The 15,772-nt window shown below is 69.4% G+C and carries 14 protein-coding genes and 1 tRNA gene; 10 read left to right on the forward strand and 5 right to left on the reverse strand.

Translation table 11 applies throughout. From position 1 onward, the window contains the following. Nucleotides 1-265 precede the first annotated feature (265 nt). Nucleotides 266-1,597, reverse strand: a complete 1,332-nt coding sequence (locus E5671_RS21020) for a sensor histidine kinase (protein WP_160505504.1) — start codon at nt 1,595-1,597, stop codon at nt 266-268. Nucleotides 1,598-1,764: 167 nt separating this feature from the next. On the opposite strand from E5671_RS21020, the gene E5671_RS21025 reads away from it, so the two are divergent. From E5671_RS21025 to E5671_RS21055, 7 genes are all read left to right on the forward strand, one after another. Next, nucleotides 1,765-2,634, forward strand: coding sequence for a hypothetical protein (locus tag E5671_RS21025; RefSeq protein WP_160505505.1), 870 nt, complete (start codon nt 1,765-1,767; stop codon nt 2,632-2,634). Between the two features lie 13 nt (nt 2,635-2,647). Beyond that, nucleotides 2,648-2,722 (forward strand) — tRNA-Gln (locus E5671_RS21030). 111 nt (nt 2,723-2,833) lie between these two features. Continuing rightward, on the forward strand, nt 2,834-4,291 hold the full coding sequence (gene glmU / locus E5671_RS21035) for a bifunctional UDP-N-acetylglucosamine diphosphorylase/glucosamine-1-phosphate N-acetyltransferase GlmU (protein ID WP_160505506.1): 1,458 nt from the start codon (nt 2,834-2,836) through the stop codon (nt 4,289-4,291). A 135-nt stretch (nt 4,292-4,426) separates the two neighbouring features. After that, nucleotides 4,427-5,404, forward strand: a complete 978-nt coding sequence (locus E5671_RS21040; RefSeq protein WP_160505507.1) for a ribose-phosphate diphosphokinase — start codon at nt 4,427-4,429, stop codon at nt 5,402-5,404. Between the two features lie 202 nt (nt 5,405-5,606). Then, nucleotides 5,607-6,200 (forward strand): 50S ribosomal protein L25/general stress protein Ctc, encoded by a 594-nt coding sequence (locus tag E5671_RS21045; RefSeq protein WP_160505508.1) that lies wholly within the window; start codon nt 5,607-5,609, stop codon nt 6,198-6,200. Nucleotides 6,201-6,286: 86 nt separating this feature from the next. Beyond that, the gene (gene pth / locus E5671_RS21050; protein WP_160505509.1) at nt 6,287-6,889 is read left to right on the forward strand and encodes an aminoacyl-tRNA hydrolase; all 603 of its coding nucleotides are present in this window, start codon (nt 6,287-6,289) and stop codon (nt 6,887-6,889) included. A 48-nt stretch (nt 6,890-6,937) separates the two neighbouring features. After that, nucleotides 6,938-7,408 (forward strand): hypothetical protein, encoded by a 471-nt coding sequence (locus tag E5671_RS21055; RefSeq protein WP_202121201.1) that lies wholly within the window; start codon nt 6,938-6,940, stop codon nt 7,406-7,408. A gap of 449 nt (nt 7,409-7,857) precedes the next feature. Here the strand turns inward: E5671_RS21055 and ppc are convergent, their stop codons facing one another. Beyond that, nucleotides 7,858-10,590, reverse strand: coding sequence for a phosphoenolpyruvate carboxylase (gene ppc / locus E5671_RS21060; protein ID WP_160505510.1), 2,733 nt, complete (start codon nt 10,588-10,590; stop codon nt 7,858-7,860). Nucleotides 10,591-10,879: 289 nt separating this feature from the next. On the opposite strand from ppc, the gene E5671_RS21065 reads away from it, so the two are divergent. Together E5671_RS21065 and E5671_RS21070 are read left to right on the forward strand one after the other, a co-directional pair. After that, nucleotides 10,880-11,896, forward strand: coding sequence for an acyl-CoA desaturase (locus tag E5671_RS21065; protein ID WP_160505511.1), 1,017 nt, complete (start codon nt 10,880-10,882; stop codon nt 11,894-11,896). Beyond that, the gene (locus E5671_RS21070) at nt 11,893-12,579 is read left to right on the forward strand and encodes a TetR/AcrR family transcriptional regulator (protein WP_160505512.1); all 687 of its coding nucleotides are present in this window, start codon (nt 11,893-11,895) and stop codon (nt 12,577-12,579) included. The genes E5671_RS21065 and E5671_RS21070 overlap by 4 nt, the downstream gene beginning before the upstream one ends. Before the next feature lie 440 nt (nt 12,580-13,019). On the opposite strand, the gene E5671_RS21075 is transcribed toward E5671_RS21070, so the two are convergent. Next, the gene (locus E5671_RS21075) at nt 13,020-13,397 is read right to left on the reverse strand and encodes a VOC family protein (RefSeq protein ID WP_336605808.1); all 378 of its coding nucleotides are present in this window, start codon (nt 13,395-13,397) and stop codon (nt 13,020-13,022) included. Next, nucleotides 13,394-14,239, reverse strand: a complete 846-nt coding sequence (locus E5671_RS21080) for a trans-aconitate 2-methyltransferase (protein ID WP_160505513.1) — start codon at nt 14,237-14,239, stop codon at nt 13,394-13,396. The genes E5671_RS21075 and E5671_RS21080 overlap by 4 nt, the downstream gene beginning before the upstream one ends. 177 nt (nt 14,240-14,416) lie before the next feature. Here E5671_RS21080 and E5671_RS21085 point away from each other — a divergent pair, with 177 nt between their 5' ends. Further along, a complete protein-coding gene (locus E5671_RS21085) occupies nt 14,417-14,914 on the forward strand; it encodes a MarR family winged helix-turn-helix transcriptional regulator (RefSeq protein WP_160505514.1) in 498 nt (165 codons plus the stop codon). On the opposite strand, the gene E5671_RS21090 is transcribed toward E5671_RS21085, so the two are convergent. After that, a complete protein-coding gene (locus tag E5671_RS21090) occupies nt 14,873-15,649 on the reverse strand; it encodes a LuxR C-terminal-related transcriptional regulator (protein ID WP_160505515.1) in 777 nt (258 codons plus the stop codon). The two genes, E5671_RS21085 and E5671_RS21090, sit on opposite strands and share 42 nt — an antisense overlap. Nucleotides 15,650-15,772: the final 123 nt, after the last annotated feature.

Consider the following 15,772-nt stretch of genomic DNA (forward strand, 5'->3'; position numbering starts at 1 on the left):
CAGGCACGACCACCCACGACGCGCCCGCAGACACCCGGCGGCAGACGCCACACGCCAGCACGCGCCCGCAGACACCCGGCCGCAAGCACCACATGCCAGCACACGCCCGCAGACAGCGAGCCGCAGGCACCCCGGCGGCAGCACACGCCCGGCAGACAGCCAGCCGCAGGCACCCCGGTGGCAGGGCGCGGCACAGCCAACCCGGGGGGGGAGCGCTCAGGCCCCGGCGGCAGGGCGCGGCACAGCCGACCGGGGAGGGAAGCGCTCAGGCCCCGGCGACAGCCGCAGGCAGCACCGCCGACACCCGGAAACCACCCGCGTCCGTCGGCCCCGACACGAAAACACCGCCCAGCGCGGTGACCCGCTCCTTCATGCCCACCAGGCCATTGCCCCCACTCGGCAGCCGAGCATCCCCGGGACCCACCTCCGGCGGCGGCTCGTTCTCCACCTGCATCGCGATCTCCGCACCGCGATGCGCGAGCCGGACGTACGTCTTGGCGCCCGCCGCGTGCTTGTGCACGTTCGTCAACGCCTCCTGAACCACCCGGTACGCGGTCTGCTCCACGTCCGCCGCATACGCACGGGAGTCACCCTCCACGGAGAGATCCACCGCCATCCCCGCCGCCCGCGACTGCCCCACCAGCTCATCGAGCTCCGCCAGACACGGCCCGTCCTCGTCCACCGCACGCGAGGCGGCAGCAGCAGCGGCGAACCCCACAGCGGCCAACGGCACCGCATCGGACACCGACCCGTGCCGACCCCCCGCGGCAGGCGGAGCCTCCCCGGTCCGCAGCACACCCAGCATCTCGCGCAACTCCGTCAGAGCCTGCCGCCCCATGTCACCCACGAGAGCGGCATTCTTGACAGCCTTCTCAGGATCTTTCCGGGCGACAGCCTGCAAAGCAGCAGCATGCACCACCATCAGACTCACCCGATGCGCGACGACGTCATGCATCTCCCGCGCGATCCGCGTCCGCTCCTCATTACGCGCCCACTCCGCCCGCTCCTCGGCCCGCTCGGCCAGCAGCTGCAACTCACCCTTCAGGCTGTCCGCCCGCTCCCGCAGACTCTCCATCAGCCGCCGCCGAGCCCCGATATACAGCCCGAGCAGGATCGGCGGCGCGGTCAGCCCGATGGACGTGGTGATCGCGATGAACGGTATGAACCCCTCCGCGAACCCCAGCTCCCCGCTCTCCATGTCCTGCCGAGTCCGCACGAGCGTCACGATGAGCGTCCCGAGCAAGGACATCCCGGCAAGGGACCCGATGATCCGCCGAGGCAACTCGGACGCGGCCAGCGTGTAAAGCCCGACCACGGTCAGGAAGATCCCCATCTGCGCGGGCGTGATCGCAATCGAAATGAGCACCACGGCGATCGGCCACCGCCGCCGCAACACCAGCGAAGCCCCCGCCAGCACCCCGAACGCGATCCCCACCCCCGTGGGAATCCCCGTGTCCCCCGCGAACGTGATCCCCTCGGCCCCGCACTCCGCCGCCGAGGCCAGCGCAAGCCCCACATCCAGCACGGCACTACGCCGCCGCTCCCACCACCACGGCCCGTTCACGGCCGCTCTGTGGTTCTCCCCCGTCGTGGTCATGCCTTCCAGCCTACGGGCGACAAGCCCTCCTTTTCCGGCGAGTTTCCGGCTCGGTGATCGAACGCATGCGCTGACCGTCGCGAAACGAAACGGCCCGAATTCCCTCGAACTGTTGAACCGCTCCCGAATCTCTGCCGGACGTCCGCATTCCGGACAAGGGTCGTCGCATGACAGAAATCACGGATCGCCGGGGGAAGTACGCCGACTTCGAAGGGTTGCGGGAGCGGGCAATCGCGCTGCGGCGGGAGGGACTGAGCCGCCGCCAGATCCGCGACCGCCTCCTCGTGGACAACAACGACATCCTGAACCGCCTCCTGGAGGGCGAACCGGCCCCGGAGTGGACGAAGCGCCCGAACGCGAAGGACGACCTACGGGAACGGGCCCGGGAGCTGCGGCTCCAGGGCATGACCTACGACCAGATCCAGGTGGAGCTGGGGTGCTCGAAGGGGTCGATCTCACTGTGGGTGCGGGATCTCCCGAAGCCGGAGCGGCGCGATCCGTCAGAGCAGGCGAAGCTGGCGGCGCGGAAACGGTGGGAGCACGAACTCACGGTGCGGGACGAGGAGCGGCAGCGCGTGAAGGAAGCCGCGCGCCAGCAGATGGAGAACATGTCGGCACGCGAACTCATGTTCGCCGGGGTCGCTCTGTACTGGGCGGAAGGCACGAAGGACAAGCCGTACGACCGCCGCGAAAACGTCACCTTCGTCAACAGTGACCCAGGCGTCATCCAGCTCTACCTGGCCTGGCTGAGATTGCTCGATGTCGCGCCCGAGCGCCTGCAGTACCGGGTCATGATCCACATGACGGCGGACATAGAGGGCGCCAAGCAGTACTGGGCAGACCTGGTCGGCATCGACGCTTCTTCGTTCCAGAAGACAACGATCAAGAAGCACAACCCGAGAACGGTCCGGAAGAACGTAGGCGAGAACTACCGGGGTTGCCTGGTCGTACGAGTCAAGCAAGGAGCCGATTTGTACCGTCGCATCGAAGGCTGGTGGTCTGGCATGGTGGTGGAGGCCAAGCGGCATACCGCGTAGGCTGCTCCCGCCATCCCCTGTGGTGTAATTGGCAACACCCGGCACTTTGACTGCCGTATTCCAGGTTCGAGCCCTGGCGGGGGAGCCAACGTTCGGGTCCTGACCGCACGGTCAGGACCCGCCCTCATTTCCGCCCCACAACGCCCCGGTATCCTGCGGATGTCCAATCCCCGCACATCCGAAGCCGAAGGGCACCCCCGTGAGCGCCAACAGCCCGGCAGCCGTCGTCGTCCTTGCAGCGGGTGAGGGCACCCGTATGAAGTCGGCCACTCCCAAGGTCCTGCATGAGATCTGTGGCCGTTCCCTCATCGGGCATGTGCTCGAAGCCGCGTACGCGCTGAGCCCGGAGCGGCTCGTCACCGTGGTCGGGTTCGCCCGTGAGCAGGTCATCGCGCATCTGGGGACGATCGCCCCGGACGTGCGCACGGCGTACCAGAGCGAGCAGAAGGGCACGGGCCACGCGGTCCGTATCGGTCTGGACGAGCTCGGCGGGGCCGTGGACGGGACCGTCATCGTCGTCTGTGGTGACACCCCGCTGCTGACGGGCGCGACCCTGCAGAAGCTGGCCGAGACGCACACGGGCGACGGCAACGCCGTCACCGTGCTGACCGCCGAGGTGCCGGACGCGACCGGTTACGGCCGGATCGTGCGGGACGGCGAGAGCGGTGCGGTGACCGCGATCGTGGAGCACAAGGACGCCACTGAGACGCAGCGCCTGATCCGTGAGATCAACTCCGGTGTGTTCGCGTTCGATGGGCAGCTGCTCGCGAAGGCGTTGGGCAAGGTGCGTACGGACAACAGTCAGGGTGAGGAGTACCTGACCGATGTTCTGGGGATCCTGCGGGAGGCGGGGCATCGGGTGGGTGCGGCTGTCGCCCTCGATCATGAGGAGATCGCGGGGATCAACAACCGCGTTCAACTGGCCGAGGCCCGGCGCACCTTGAACGACCGGTTGCTCACCGAGGCGATGCTGGCGGGTGTGACGGTGGTGGACCCGGCGTCGACGTGGTTCGACGCGACGGTGACGTACGAGCAGGACGCGCTGGTGCACCCCGGCACGCAGCTCCACGGCGTCACGCATCTCGGCGAGGGCGCGGAGGTCGGGCCCAACACCCGCCTGACGAACACCAGGGTGGGTGCGGGCGCCCGGGTGGACAACACGGTGGCGTACGACTCGGAGGTCGGGGAGCAGGCGAGCGTCGGTCCGTACGCGTATCTGCGGCCGGGCACCCGGCTCGGTGTGAAGGCCAAGGCCGGTACGTATGTGGAGATGAAGAACGCGTCGATCGGTGAGGGTTCGAAGGTCCCGCATCTGTCGTACGTGGGTGATGCGACGATCGGTGATTTCACCAACATCGGTGCTGCGAGCGTATTTGTGAATTACGACGGTGAGGCGAAGCACCACACGACGGTGGGGTCGCACTGCAAGACCGGTTCGGACAACATGTTTGTGGCTCCTGTCACTGTTGGGGACGGTGCTTATACGGCGGCGGGTTCGGTCATCACGAAGGATGTTCCGGCGGGTTCGCTGGCTGTGGCCCGTGGCCAGCAGCGGAATATCGAGGGTTGGGTGGCGCGCAAGCGTCCGGGGAGCGCGGCTGCGAGGGCGGCGGAGGCGGCGTCCGGGGAGTCCAGGAATTCGGCAAGCGGAAGCTGACCGGAAACAGGTGCGTCGTACAACGCGTACCGTGATAGATGCACACCATTTCGGCCGGCTCAGCGCTTCGGACTGTGTTTTTCCGGGGCGTGCGAGGACGGCAGCGGGAAGAACTCGTCTGAGGAGACTAGTGCTGTGACCGGGATCAAGACGACCGGCGAGAAGAAGTTGATGCTCTTCTCCGGCCGCGCCCACCCCGAGTTGGCCGAGGAGGTCGCACACAAGCTGGGTGTCGGCATCGTGCCGACGAAGGCTTTCGATTTCGCCAATGGCGAGATCTATGTGCGGTATCAGGAGTCGGCTCGTGGTGCGGACTGCTTCTTGATCCAGAGCCACACGGCTCCGATCAACAAGTGGATCATGGAGCAGTTGATCATGATCGACGCGCTGAAGCGTGCGTCGGCCCGCTCTATCACCGTGATCGTGCCGTTCTACGGCTACGCGCGCCAGGACAAGAAGCACCGCGGCCGTGAGCCGATCTCGGCCCGTCTGGTGGCGGACCTGATGAAGACGGCGGGCGCGGACCGCATCCTCACGGTCGACCTGCACACGGACCAGATCCAGGGCTTCTTCGACGGCCCGGTCGACCATCTGTTCGCGCTGCCGGTCCTCGCGGACTACGTGGGCGCGAAGGTCGACCGTTCGAAGCTGACCGTGGTCTCCCCCGACGCCGGCCGTGTGCGTGTCGCCGACCGCTGGTGCGACCGTCTTGGCGCCCCGCTCGCGATCGTGCACAAGCGCCGTGACAAGGACGTCGCCAATCAGGTCACCGTGCACGAGGTCGTCGGTGACGTGGAGGGCCGCGTCTGTGTCCTGGTCGACGACATGATCGACACGGGTGGCACGATCTGCGCCGCCGCGGACGCGCTGTTCGCGCACGGTGCGGAGGACGTCATCGTGACGGCGACGCACGGTGTGCTTTCCGGTCCGGCCGCGGACCGTCTGAAGAACTCCAAGGTGAGTGAGTTCGTGTTCACGGACACGCTGCCCGACCCGGGCGACCTGGAGCTGGACAAGATCACGGTGCTCTCGATCGCGCCGACCATCGCGAACGCGGTGCGTGAGGTCTTCGAGGACGGTTCGGTGACGAGCCTCTTCGACGAGCAGGCGTAGTTGTCGTAGATCGACCGACGTGGTGGATTGATCGACTTTGAGGCGGCCTCCCCCGCCGGGTAGACTCACGGAGTTGCTCGGCGAGGGAGGCCGTACTCATTTGAGGTACGGCTGTCCGTTATCGACGCGCTCTTCGTAGCAGGCCGCCAGTCGTGGCCGGGTGACTGACTTTCTTCCGTCACCGCTTTTACGAGGAGTGCACATGTCCGAGGTAAAGATCAGCGCCGAGCTCCGCAGCGAGTTCGGCAAGGGCGCCGCCCGCCGTCTGCGTCGCGCCGACAAGCTGCCCGCCGTTGTCTACGGCCACGGCGATGACCCCATCCACATCACGCTGCCGCACCACGGCACGCTGATGGCGCTGAAGACCCCGAACGTCCTGATCAACCTGGACATCGAGGGCAAGAGCCAGCTGGTCATCCCGAAGGCCGTCCAGCGTGACGCCGTGCGCATCGGCATCCTCGAGCACGTCGACCTGCTCCTTGTCCGCAAGGGCGAGAAGGTCAACGTCGACATCTACGTCCACACCGAGGGTGAGCTCGCCCCGGGCGGCAACCTGCTCGAGCACGTGCTGAACGCGCTGCCCGTCGAGGCCGAGGCCACGCACATCCCGGAGTCGGTCACCGTCTCCATCGCCGGTCTCGAGGCCGGTGCGACCATCCTCGCCAAGGACATCACGCTGCCCGCGGGCACGACCCTGGCCGTCGACGAGGACACCGTCGTCCTGCAGGTCCTGGCCGCGCAGGCCGAGGAGGCCGCTGCCGAGACCGAGGGTGAGGGTGACGCCGCCGAGGCCTGAGCCTCGAACGCGTTCGCTTGAGTTCGACTTTGCCAACCGCCGCTCCGCGCTCCTGCGCGGGGCGGCGGTTGGGCTATGAAGGAGACATGCAGATGACGACGGACCCCGGCGCGCCCTGGCTGATCGTGGGTCTGGGCAATCCAGGCCCTGGGTACGCCATGAACCGGCACAACGTGGGCTTCATGGTGGCCGATCTTCTCGCGGAGCGGATCGGTGGCTCGTTCAAGCGGAGCGGGCGTGCGCAGGCGCAGGTGTTGGAGGGCCGGATCGGTCCCGCGGGCCCTGCGAGCCGCCGGGTGGTCGTGGCGAAGCCGATGTCGTACATGAACGTGTCGGGTGGTCCGGTGACGGCGCTGCGCGACTTCTACAAGGTCCCGACGGCGAACATCGTCGCTGTCCACGACGAGCTGGACATCGATTACGGCACGCTGCGGCTGAAGCTGGGCGGTGGCGACAACGGCCACAACGGTCTGAAGTCGATGACGAAGGCGATGGGCCCGGACTACCACCGGGTGCGGTTCGGGATCGGGCGTCCGCCGGGGCGGATGCAGGTGGCGGACTTCGTCCTGAAGGACTTCGCGTCGGCGGAGCGCAAGGAGCTCGGGTACTTCGTGGACCGGGCGGCGGATGCGGCGGAGGCGCTGGTGATCGACGGGTTGGAGCGGGCGCAGAGTTCGTACAACTCCTGAGCGGTGAGCTGTTGACTCAACGCAGCGCCATGGCCAAGGATCGCCGCCATGAATGCGCTGCCTCTCGTGCTTCTCGTACGCCGGACGGCGATGGGCGGGCTCGCGGCGCTGCTGCTTGTCGCGGGTTTCTGGGCGTCCTGGGACACGGCGCAGCACGTGATGCTCACCGATGAGCGTGAGCGGGGCACGATGCGGGTGGCGCGGTGTTCCTCGGACGACTGCTTCGGTTCGTATGTTCCCTCGACCGCCGGCTTCGAGCCGCGCGATGAGGTCGTGATCGACCGCTCGATCGCGGAGGAGAAGGGGTCGCGGATCCCGGTGGCGGTGAAGCCCGGCTCCGACGAGGTCGTACGTACGGGTGGCCCCGGGTTCCTCCACGCGTGGCTGCCGCTGGGCGGCGCGTTGCTGCTGGCCTCGGTGGTGGTGGCCGGGGGCCTGCGCCTGCCGCGCGTGGCGTGGGCCTTGGCCCTGGCGGGCGGCGCGCTCCTGACGGCGTCGTTCGCCACACTGACGTTCTAGCGCTGCAAAGCCCTGCGTCCACTAGGGCCGCCGCTGCGCGGCGGACCACCCCGCGGCCCAGACTGCGGGCAGGCCCCCCGCACCCCTCACTCCGCCGCTACGCGGCGATGACCCCACCCACCCACCCGATCACCCGGCGGGTGATCGGGAACCCCACCGCACAAGATGCAGCCCGCCGCTACGCGGCGATCTCCCCACCCACCCACCCGATCACCCAGCATCGAGCGGCTCAGGAAACCGCCGCGCAGCGGCGAACAAAGCACTCCCCGAACAACTCGACGCCGGGCAAACGGGTGGGTGGGTGGGAGAGATCCGCCGCGCAGCGGCGGGAAAATCCGGCCGAAGGCCAAGGCACCGAGCCCCAGCCCCGGCAGGGCAGTGCAGCGCAGGGCAGCGCCCCAGCCAGGCAGGGCGCCCCCGCCAGGCAGAGGCGCCCCCGCCAGCAAAAATCACCCCGTGTTCCGCAACCCCGCCGCCACCCCGTTGACGGTGAGAAGCAGTGCCCGGCCCAGCAGCGGATCCGCTTCCTCACCCGCGGCAGCCGCGTCCCGCTGGCGCTTGAGCAGCGCGACCTGGAGGTACGAGATCGGGTCCAGGTAGGCGTCACGGATGCTGAAGGTCTGCTGGAGCTCCGGGTGGGAGTCGAGCAGTTCCTCGCCGCCGGTGATCCGCAGGACTTCCTGGACCGTCAGGGCGTGCTCCGCCTCGATCATGTCGAAGACGTGCTTCAGCTCGTCGGGGACGAGCGTGTCCACGTAGTGGCGGGCGATCCGCAGGTCGGTCTTCGCCAGGGTCATCTCGACGTTCGAGAGGAAGTTCCGGAAGAAGTGCCAGTGCTCCTGCATCTCGCCGAGGACGGTGTCGAGACCGGCCTCGCGCAGCGCCTTGAGGCCGGAGCCGACGCCGAACCAGCCCGGCACGATCTGCCGCGACTGGGTCCAGCCGAAGACCCACGGGATGGCGCGCAGGCCGTCGAGCGAGACGCCCGAGCCGGGGCGGCGGGAGGGCCGCGAGCCCAGGTGCAGGTCGGCGAGCTGGTCCACCGGCGTCGAGGCGAGGAAGTACGTCGGCAGGTCCGGGTCCTCGACGAGCCGCCGGTAGGCGGAGTGCGCGGCGTCGGAGACGACGTCCATGGCCGCGTCCCAGCGGGCCAGGGCCTCGTCCGACTGGCGGGGAGCCGTGTGCAGGGCGGAGGCCTGGAGCGTCGCGGCGACCGTCAGCTCCAGGTTCTCGCGGGCCAGCGACGGCACGAGGTACTTGTCGGAGATGACCTCGCCCTGCTCGGTCACCTTGATCTCGCCCTCGAGCGTGCCCCAGGGCTGCGCGAGGATCGCGTCGTGGGACGGGCCGCCGCCACGCCCCACCGTTCCGCCGCGGCCGTGGAAGAGCCGCAGCCGCACTCCGTAGCGGTGCGCGACGTCACGCAGCCGCCTCTGGGCCCGGTGGATCTCCCACTGCGAGGTGGTGATGCCGCCGAACTTGGAGGAGTCCGAGTAGCCGAGCATGACCTCCTGGACGTCACCGCGGAGGGCCACCAGACGACGGTAGGACGGGTCGGCGAGCATCTCGTCGAGGATGACGTCGGCGGCGCGCAGCTCGTCCGTCGTCTCCAGGAGCGGCACGATGCCGATCTTCGCCCAGCCGGCGTGCAGGTCGATGAGGCCGGCCTCGCGGGCGAGGACGGCCGCCGCGAAGACGTCGTCGGCGCCCTGGCACATGGAGATGATGTACGACTCGATGACCTCGGGCCCGAAGACTTCGAGGGCCTTCTTGACCGTCAGGAAGACACCCAGGGTCTTCTCACCTGCGGCGTCGACCGGCGCCGGGGACGGCCCGAGCGGACGCCGGGAGCGCAGCTCCTTGGCGAGCAGCTTCTGCCGGTACTCGCGCGGCATGTCCACGTACCGCCAGGACTCCTCGCCCAGGCGGTCGAAGAGCTGACCGAGCGCGTGGTGGTGGGCGTCGGCGTGCTCTCGTACGTCCATGGTGGCGAGCTGGAGGCCGAAGGCGGCGAGCGTACGGATGGTGCGGTTCATCCGGCCGTCGGCGAACAGGGCGCCCTTGTGCGCGCGCAGCGACGACTGGACCAGGGTGAGGTCGTGAATCAGCTCACCGGTGCCGAGGTAGTCGCGGCCGTCCTCGTGGGCGGTGCCGCGGGCCAGGCGTTCCTTGGTGTTCTCCAGCTTCTGCCGGATGCAGGTGGCCTTGAGGCGGTAGGGCTCCTCGGAGTTCAGCCGCTTGTAGCGGGGGCTGATCTCGGGGAGCCGCTCCAGGTCGAGCTGGAGGGAGGCCTTGAGTTCCTCGGTGGCTCCGGTGTAGCGGATGGAGTTGGAGAGGAAGCCGCGCAGCTCGTCGACTAGGGCGAGGGCGTCGTTGATGCCGTGCTCGTGCTGGAGGATCAGGACGTCCCAGGTGACGGCGGGCGTCACGTTCGGGTTGCCGTCGCGGTCGCCGCCGATCCAGGTGCCGAAGGTGAGCGGCCGGGTGCCTTCGGGCAGCTGGACGCCGACACGCTCGAGCTCGGCGGTGAGGTCTTCCAGTACGTCCCCGACGGCGCCGGCGTGCAGCTCGTCGAGGTAGTAGATGGCGTTGCGGGCCTCGTCCGCGGGTTCCGGACGGACGACGCGCAGCTCGTCGGTCTGCCACACCAGGTCGATGCTCTCGGCGAGGCGGGTGTCGTGGCGGCGCCGGTCGGACTCGATGACCGGGGTCTCCAGGAGCTCGGCGATGCGGCGCAGCTTGTTGAGGACGGAGCGGCGGGCGGCCTCGGTGGGGTGCGCGGTGAAGACGGGGCGCACGTTCAGGTGCTCCACGGTCTGGCGCAGGTGCTCGGGGTCGGCGTCCTTGAGCCGGTCGGCGGTACGGGACAGGAGCCCGCCCTCGGCGGCCCGGCGGGCGCGCAGCTCGCGCCCGCGGTGGACCTGCTCGGTCACGTTGGCGAGGTGGAAGTACGTGGAGAAGGCGCGGACCAGCTTGGCCGCGGTCTCCAGTTCGGTGCCACCGAGCAGGCGTGCTGCGGCCTCGCCGTCCTCGCGGGTCAGGCGGCGGACCTTCTCGACCAGTTCGAGGAGCTCTGAGCCCTCCTGACGTACGAGGGTCTCGCCCAGCAGGTCGCCGAGGCGGCGGATGTCGGCGCGCAGCTCGGTGCTGGCTGTGGTGGTCTGGTCGTCGGCACTGCTCACAGGTGCGGCTCCTTGCAGTGTTGAAGCACGTCAGGTCTGGGAGGGGTCCCCGGTTGGATAGGAATCCGTGTCCGGGGGAACTAGAGAGAGCGGACCGCGCTGTCCGACCGTTTCCAAGGATAGGTGTCACATCGCGGCACGGACTGTCGGCCTCTTGCCGCCGGGTTCCGCGCTGCCATACTTACGTCGCCGTAGGTTACGGGACCGTAGATAACGCGAGACCCGTGATCGTGCGCCCGCCGCACCCGCGCCGTGACCCTCAACCCTCGACCCCACAGGGGACGTGCCCATGACCACATCTTCCGATGCGTATTCCGACACCGATGTGATCGAAGACGCTTCGCGATCGACGACCGACGACGCCCCTTCACCGTCTTCCACCCCCTCGGCGACGCTGGGCGGTGAGCAGAAACGGTCGCTCGAGCAGATGGCTCTGCTGCTGTTCATCACCGTCCCGTTCCTCGCCCTGGTCGCGGCGGTGCCGCTGGCCTGGGGCTGGGGGGTGAGCTGGCTCGACCTCGGCCTGCTGGTGTTCATGTACTACCTGGGCTGCCACGGCATCACGATCGGTTTCCACCGCTATTTCACGCATGGCTCCTTCAAGGCGAAGCGTCCGCTGCGGATCGCGCTGGCCGTGGCGGGTTCGATGGCGGTGGAGGGCCCGCTGGTCCGCTGGGTGGCGGACCACCGAAAGCATCACAAGTTCTCCGACGCGGAGGGCGACCCGCACTCTCCGTGGCGCTTCGGCGAGACGGTTCCGGCCCTGATGAAGGGGCTGTGGTGGGCGCACATCGGCTGGATGTTCGATGAGGAGCAGACGTCGCAGGAGAAGTACGCGCCGGATCTGATCAAGGACCCGGCGCTCCGCAGGATCTCCCGCCAGTTCCTGCTCTGGACGATCGTGTCGCTCGCGATTCCGCCGCTGGTCGGTGGTCTTGTGACGATGTCGTGGTGGGGCGCTTTCACGGCGTTCTTCTGGGGCTCGCTGGTGCGGGTGGCGCTGCTGCACCACGTGACGTGGTCGATCAACTCGATCTGTCACGCGGTGGGCAAGCGCCCGTTCAAGTCGCGTGACCGCTCCGGCAACGTGTGGTGGCTCGCGGTCCTGTCCTGCGGTGAGTCCTGGCACAACCTCCACCACGCCGATCCGACGTCGGCGCGGCACGGTGTGCTGCGTGGCCAGGTCGACTCGTCGGCCCGGATCATCCGCTGGTGCGAGCAGCTGGGGTGGGCGACGGATGTGCGCTGGCCGTCGGAGTCCCGTATCGACTCCCGCCGGAAGCAGAAGACCGTCGGCCCGGCATGATTGACGACGTGGCGACCGACTCCAGCAATTCCAGTTCTTCCAGCAAAGAGAAGCAGCCCCGGCGGGCGCGCCGGACCCGGATGACGGGTGCCGAGCGCCGGGAGCAGTTGCTGGACATCGGCCGCACGCTCTTCGCCGCCAAGGGCTTCGAGGGCACGTCGGTGGAGGAGATCGCGGCGAAGGCCGGGGTCTCCAAGCCTGTCGTGTACGAGCACTTCGGCGGCAAGGAGGGTCTGTACGCGGTGGTGGTGGACCGCGAGATGCGGGCGCTGCTCGACGGCGTGACGGGGGCGCTGACGGCGGGCCATCCGCGTGAACTCCTGGAGCAGGCGGCGTTCGCCCTCCTGGACTACATCGAGACGTACACGGACGGTTTCCGCATCCTGGTCCGCGATTCGCCGGTGGCGCAGTCGACGGGCACGTTCGCCTCGTTGATCTCGGACATCGCGACGCAGGTGGAGGACATCCTGGGCCAGGAGTTCAAGACGCGGGGCTTCGACCAGAAGCTGGCCCCGCTCTACGCCCAGGCGCTGGTCGGCATGGTGGCGTTGACGGGCCAGTGGTGGCTGGATGTGCGCAAGCCGAAGAAGGCGGAGGTGGCGGCGCATCTGGTGAACCTGGCGTGGCACGGCTTGGACGGGCTTGAGCCGAAGCCGCGGTTGATAGGGCACAGGAAGAGCTGACGCCCCAGGGCGAACACCTGCACGCCGGGGCTTCGAACCCCGGGGTGCGGACCCCGGCTGCGGACCCCCTGGAGGCACCCCCGCCCCACGCCGCAAGGCCTCGCCGGGCGCCCTGCGGCACCCGCACCCTCCGAGACCGCCGCTTCGCGGCGGATGTTTCCCGCCCACCCACCCGATTGCCCCGCAGTGGGTCCCCCTGCGCAGGTGACGGCACAACCCCCCGAGCAGAACTACTCCCCACCCACCCACCCACCCGATCGCCCAGCAGCGGGCTCGCAGGCTGGTGGGGGGTGGCCCCTAAGCATCTGACGCCACGGGGTGATCGGGTGGGCGGGTGGGAAACATCCGCCGCGAAGCGGCGGTTCAGGTCAAGACGGACGGAAAGCATCGGGCACTGCCGGGTGATCGGGTGAGTGGGGGCTTCGGCCGCGAAGCGGCGGTCAGGGCTGGGTGGGGGGCTTCCGCTCCAGGAACTCCAGGCGGTTGCCCACCGTGTCCTTCGAGTAGAAGCGGCGGTGGCCCGGCAGGGCGTCGTCCCAGACGATCTCCGCGCCCCGGGCGGCCAGCCGCTCGGCGTACGCCGAGATGTTCCGCACCCGCAGCCCGGGGTGCGCCTTGCGCGCCGGACGGAAGCCCGCCTCCACGCCCAGGTGCAGCTCCACCGCCCCCGCGCGGAACCAGCACCCGCCGCGCGCGGCAAGCGCCGGGGGCTTGGCGATCTCCTTCATGCCGAGCACGTCGACGTAGTACGCCCGCAGGGCCACCTCACTGCCGGGCGGCGCGGCGAGCTGGACGTGGTCGACGGCGACCAGCGTCACGTGGTCCGCCGGGCCACGGCGAAGACCCTGCGGAAGGGGAAGACCGTGCCCCGCGGCCCTGCCGGGTACGCCTTGCGGAGCAGTTCCCCGTACTCGGAGAGGAACGTCTCCCTCGCCTCCGGGTCGTCCGCCAAAGCCGTCAGCACAGGCCGCAGGCCCGTTCCCTTCACCCAGTCCAGGACCGGGTCCTCCCCCTCAAGGAGGTGCAGATACGTCGTCTCCCACGCGTCCACCTCACACCCCAGCGGGACAAGGCGTTCCAGATAGGCCGTCGGCGAGAGCACCGCGTCCGCGTGGCGCAGCCGCCCCCCGAGCCGGCCCCGCCACCGCTCGGACTCGCTCAGCTCGCGCATCAGGACGTGGCTCGGGGCGTCGAAGTTGCCGGGGACCTGGAAGGCGAACGTGCCGCCAGGGGTCAGCGCCGCGATCCAGGCGGGGAAGGAGTCCGGGTGGCCCGGCACCCACTGGAGGGTCGCGTTGGACAGGATCAGGTCGTACGTCCCCTCGGGCGGCGCCCAGTCCCCCGCGTCCGCCGCGGCGAAGTCCAGGCGGCCGCCGCCGGACGTGGGTCCCGCCAGGCGCTCCGCCTGCTCCAGCATCTGGGGCGAGTTGTCGTAGCCGGTGACGTGCGCCCTCGGCCAGCGTTCGGCCAGCAGACGCGTGACGTTGCCGGGGCCGCAGCCCAGGTCCGCGATGCGCGGCGGGCGGCGGCCGTCGGTGGCGGGCAGTTCGGGGACGCGGGCCAGCAGGTCGACGAAGGGGCGGGCGCGGTGGCCGGAGTGGCGCAGGTACTGGCCTGGGTCCCAGGTGGGGGCGGGGCTGCTGCTGGGGGCGGCGGTCATGGGGGCCTCCTCGGGTCGCGGCGCTGACCTCGGCGTCGTACTGCCTTCGCGCAGGCGTCGTACCGGCGTCACACCACCTTCGTACCGGCGCCATACGCACGTCGTACCGCCATCCTCAACCCCAAGTATCTTGACGTCAAGAGACTTCACGTCGACAGACCCCCTACACTGATCGACATGGAGGACGAGGTCGACCGTCTGGTCGCGGCATGGCGCCGGGAGCGCCCTGACCTCGACGTGGAACCACTCGAGGTGCTCAGCCGCGTCAGCAGGCTCGCGCGGCACCTCGACAGGGCCCGGCGGCTCGCGTTCTCCGAGCACAATCTGGAGCCGTGGGAGTTCGACGTACTGACGTCGCTGCGGCGCGCGGGCGCGCCCTATCAGCTCTCCCCCGGGCAGCTCCTCACCCAGACCCTGGTCACGTCCGGCACGATGACCAACCGCATCGACCGGCTCGCGAAGAAGGGCCTCGTCGAGCGGCTGCCCGATCCGAGCGACCGGCGTGGCGTGCTTGTGCGGCTGACGGAGGAAGGGCAGGACCGCGCGGACCAGGCCCTCGCCGGACTCCTCAAGCAGGAGCGGGCGATCCTCGCCGAGCTCTCCCGCGGGCAGCGCGGCGAACTGGCCGGGCTGCTACGCCAGTTGACCGCCCCGTTCGACAACATCCCCGGCTAGGTCGACAGGACCCACTCCTGCCCTGCGCGCCAGCGCGACGGCCGCGAGCGTGGAGTGGACGCCCAGCTTCCCCAGGACGTTCTGCATGTGCGTACGCACCGTGTGCGGGGAGAGGAAGAGGCGCTCGGCCACGGCCTTCCTGCCAAGGCCCGCCACCATGCAGCGAAGGACCTCGCGCTCGCGCGGGGTCAGCGACTCCACCAGGCGCTCGGATTCCGTGCGGTGCTTGCGCGCGGCGGTCAACTCACGCAGGACGCCGGTGAGCAGCGCGGGCGGCAGATGGGTCTCTTCCCGCAACACCCCCCGTATGACCGTCAGGAGCCGGGACAGCGAGCAGTCCTTGGCGACCCAGCCCGACGCGCCGGCCTGCAGCGCGAGGGCGGCCCTGCGCGGGTCGTCCTTCTCGGCGAGCACGACCGTGCGGACCATCGGCTGGCCCGAACGGACCCCGGCAACCAGGGATATGCCGTCCACCAGGCCGTCCGCGTTGCCCTCCTGCACCGAAGGCGCGGGCCGCACGCCCTGCACGGCGCTGGCGGACGCGCCCAGGTCGGCGTCGACGAGCAGCACGTCGTACCTGCGCCCCTCGGCTATCGCCCGCTCCAGGCAGCGCAGTGCGGCCGGGCCGCTGCCCGCCGCGGACACGTCGACGTCGGGCTCCGCCGCCAGAGCCGCCGCGAGCGACTCCGCGAAGATGCGATGGTCGTCGACGACCAGGACTCGGATACGAACCACTGAAACCCCCTCCCCCAAGCTCTCCTCGGAGAGCAGGGGATACCCGTCGGAGGACGTACGGTGCGGGCACGACACCCGGAACGGGGGTCGCCGCAGTCGCACGGCCGCCGCCGAGCTGTGACT

The sequence above is a fragment of the Streptomyces sp. BA2 genome, from assembly GCF_009769735.1.
Taxonomy (GTDB): domain Bacteria; phylum Actinomycetota; class Actinomycetes; order Streptomycetales; family Streptomycetaceae; genus Streptomyces.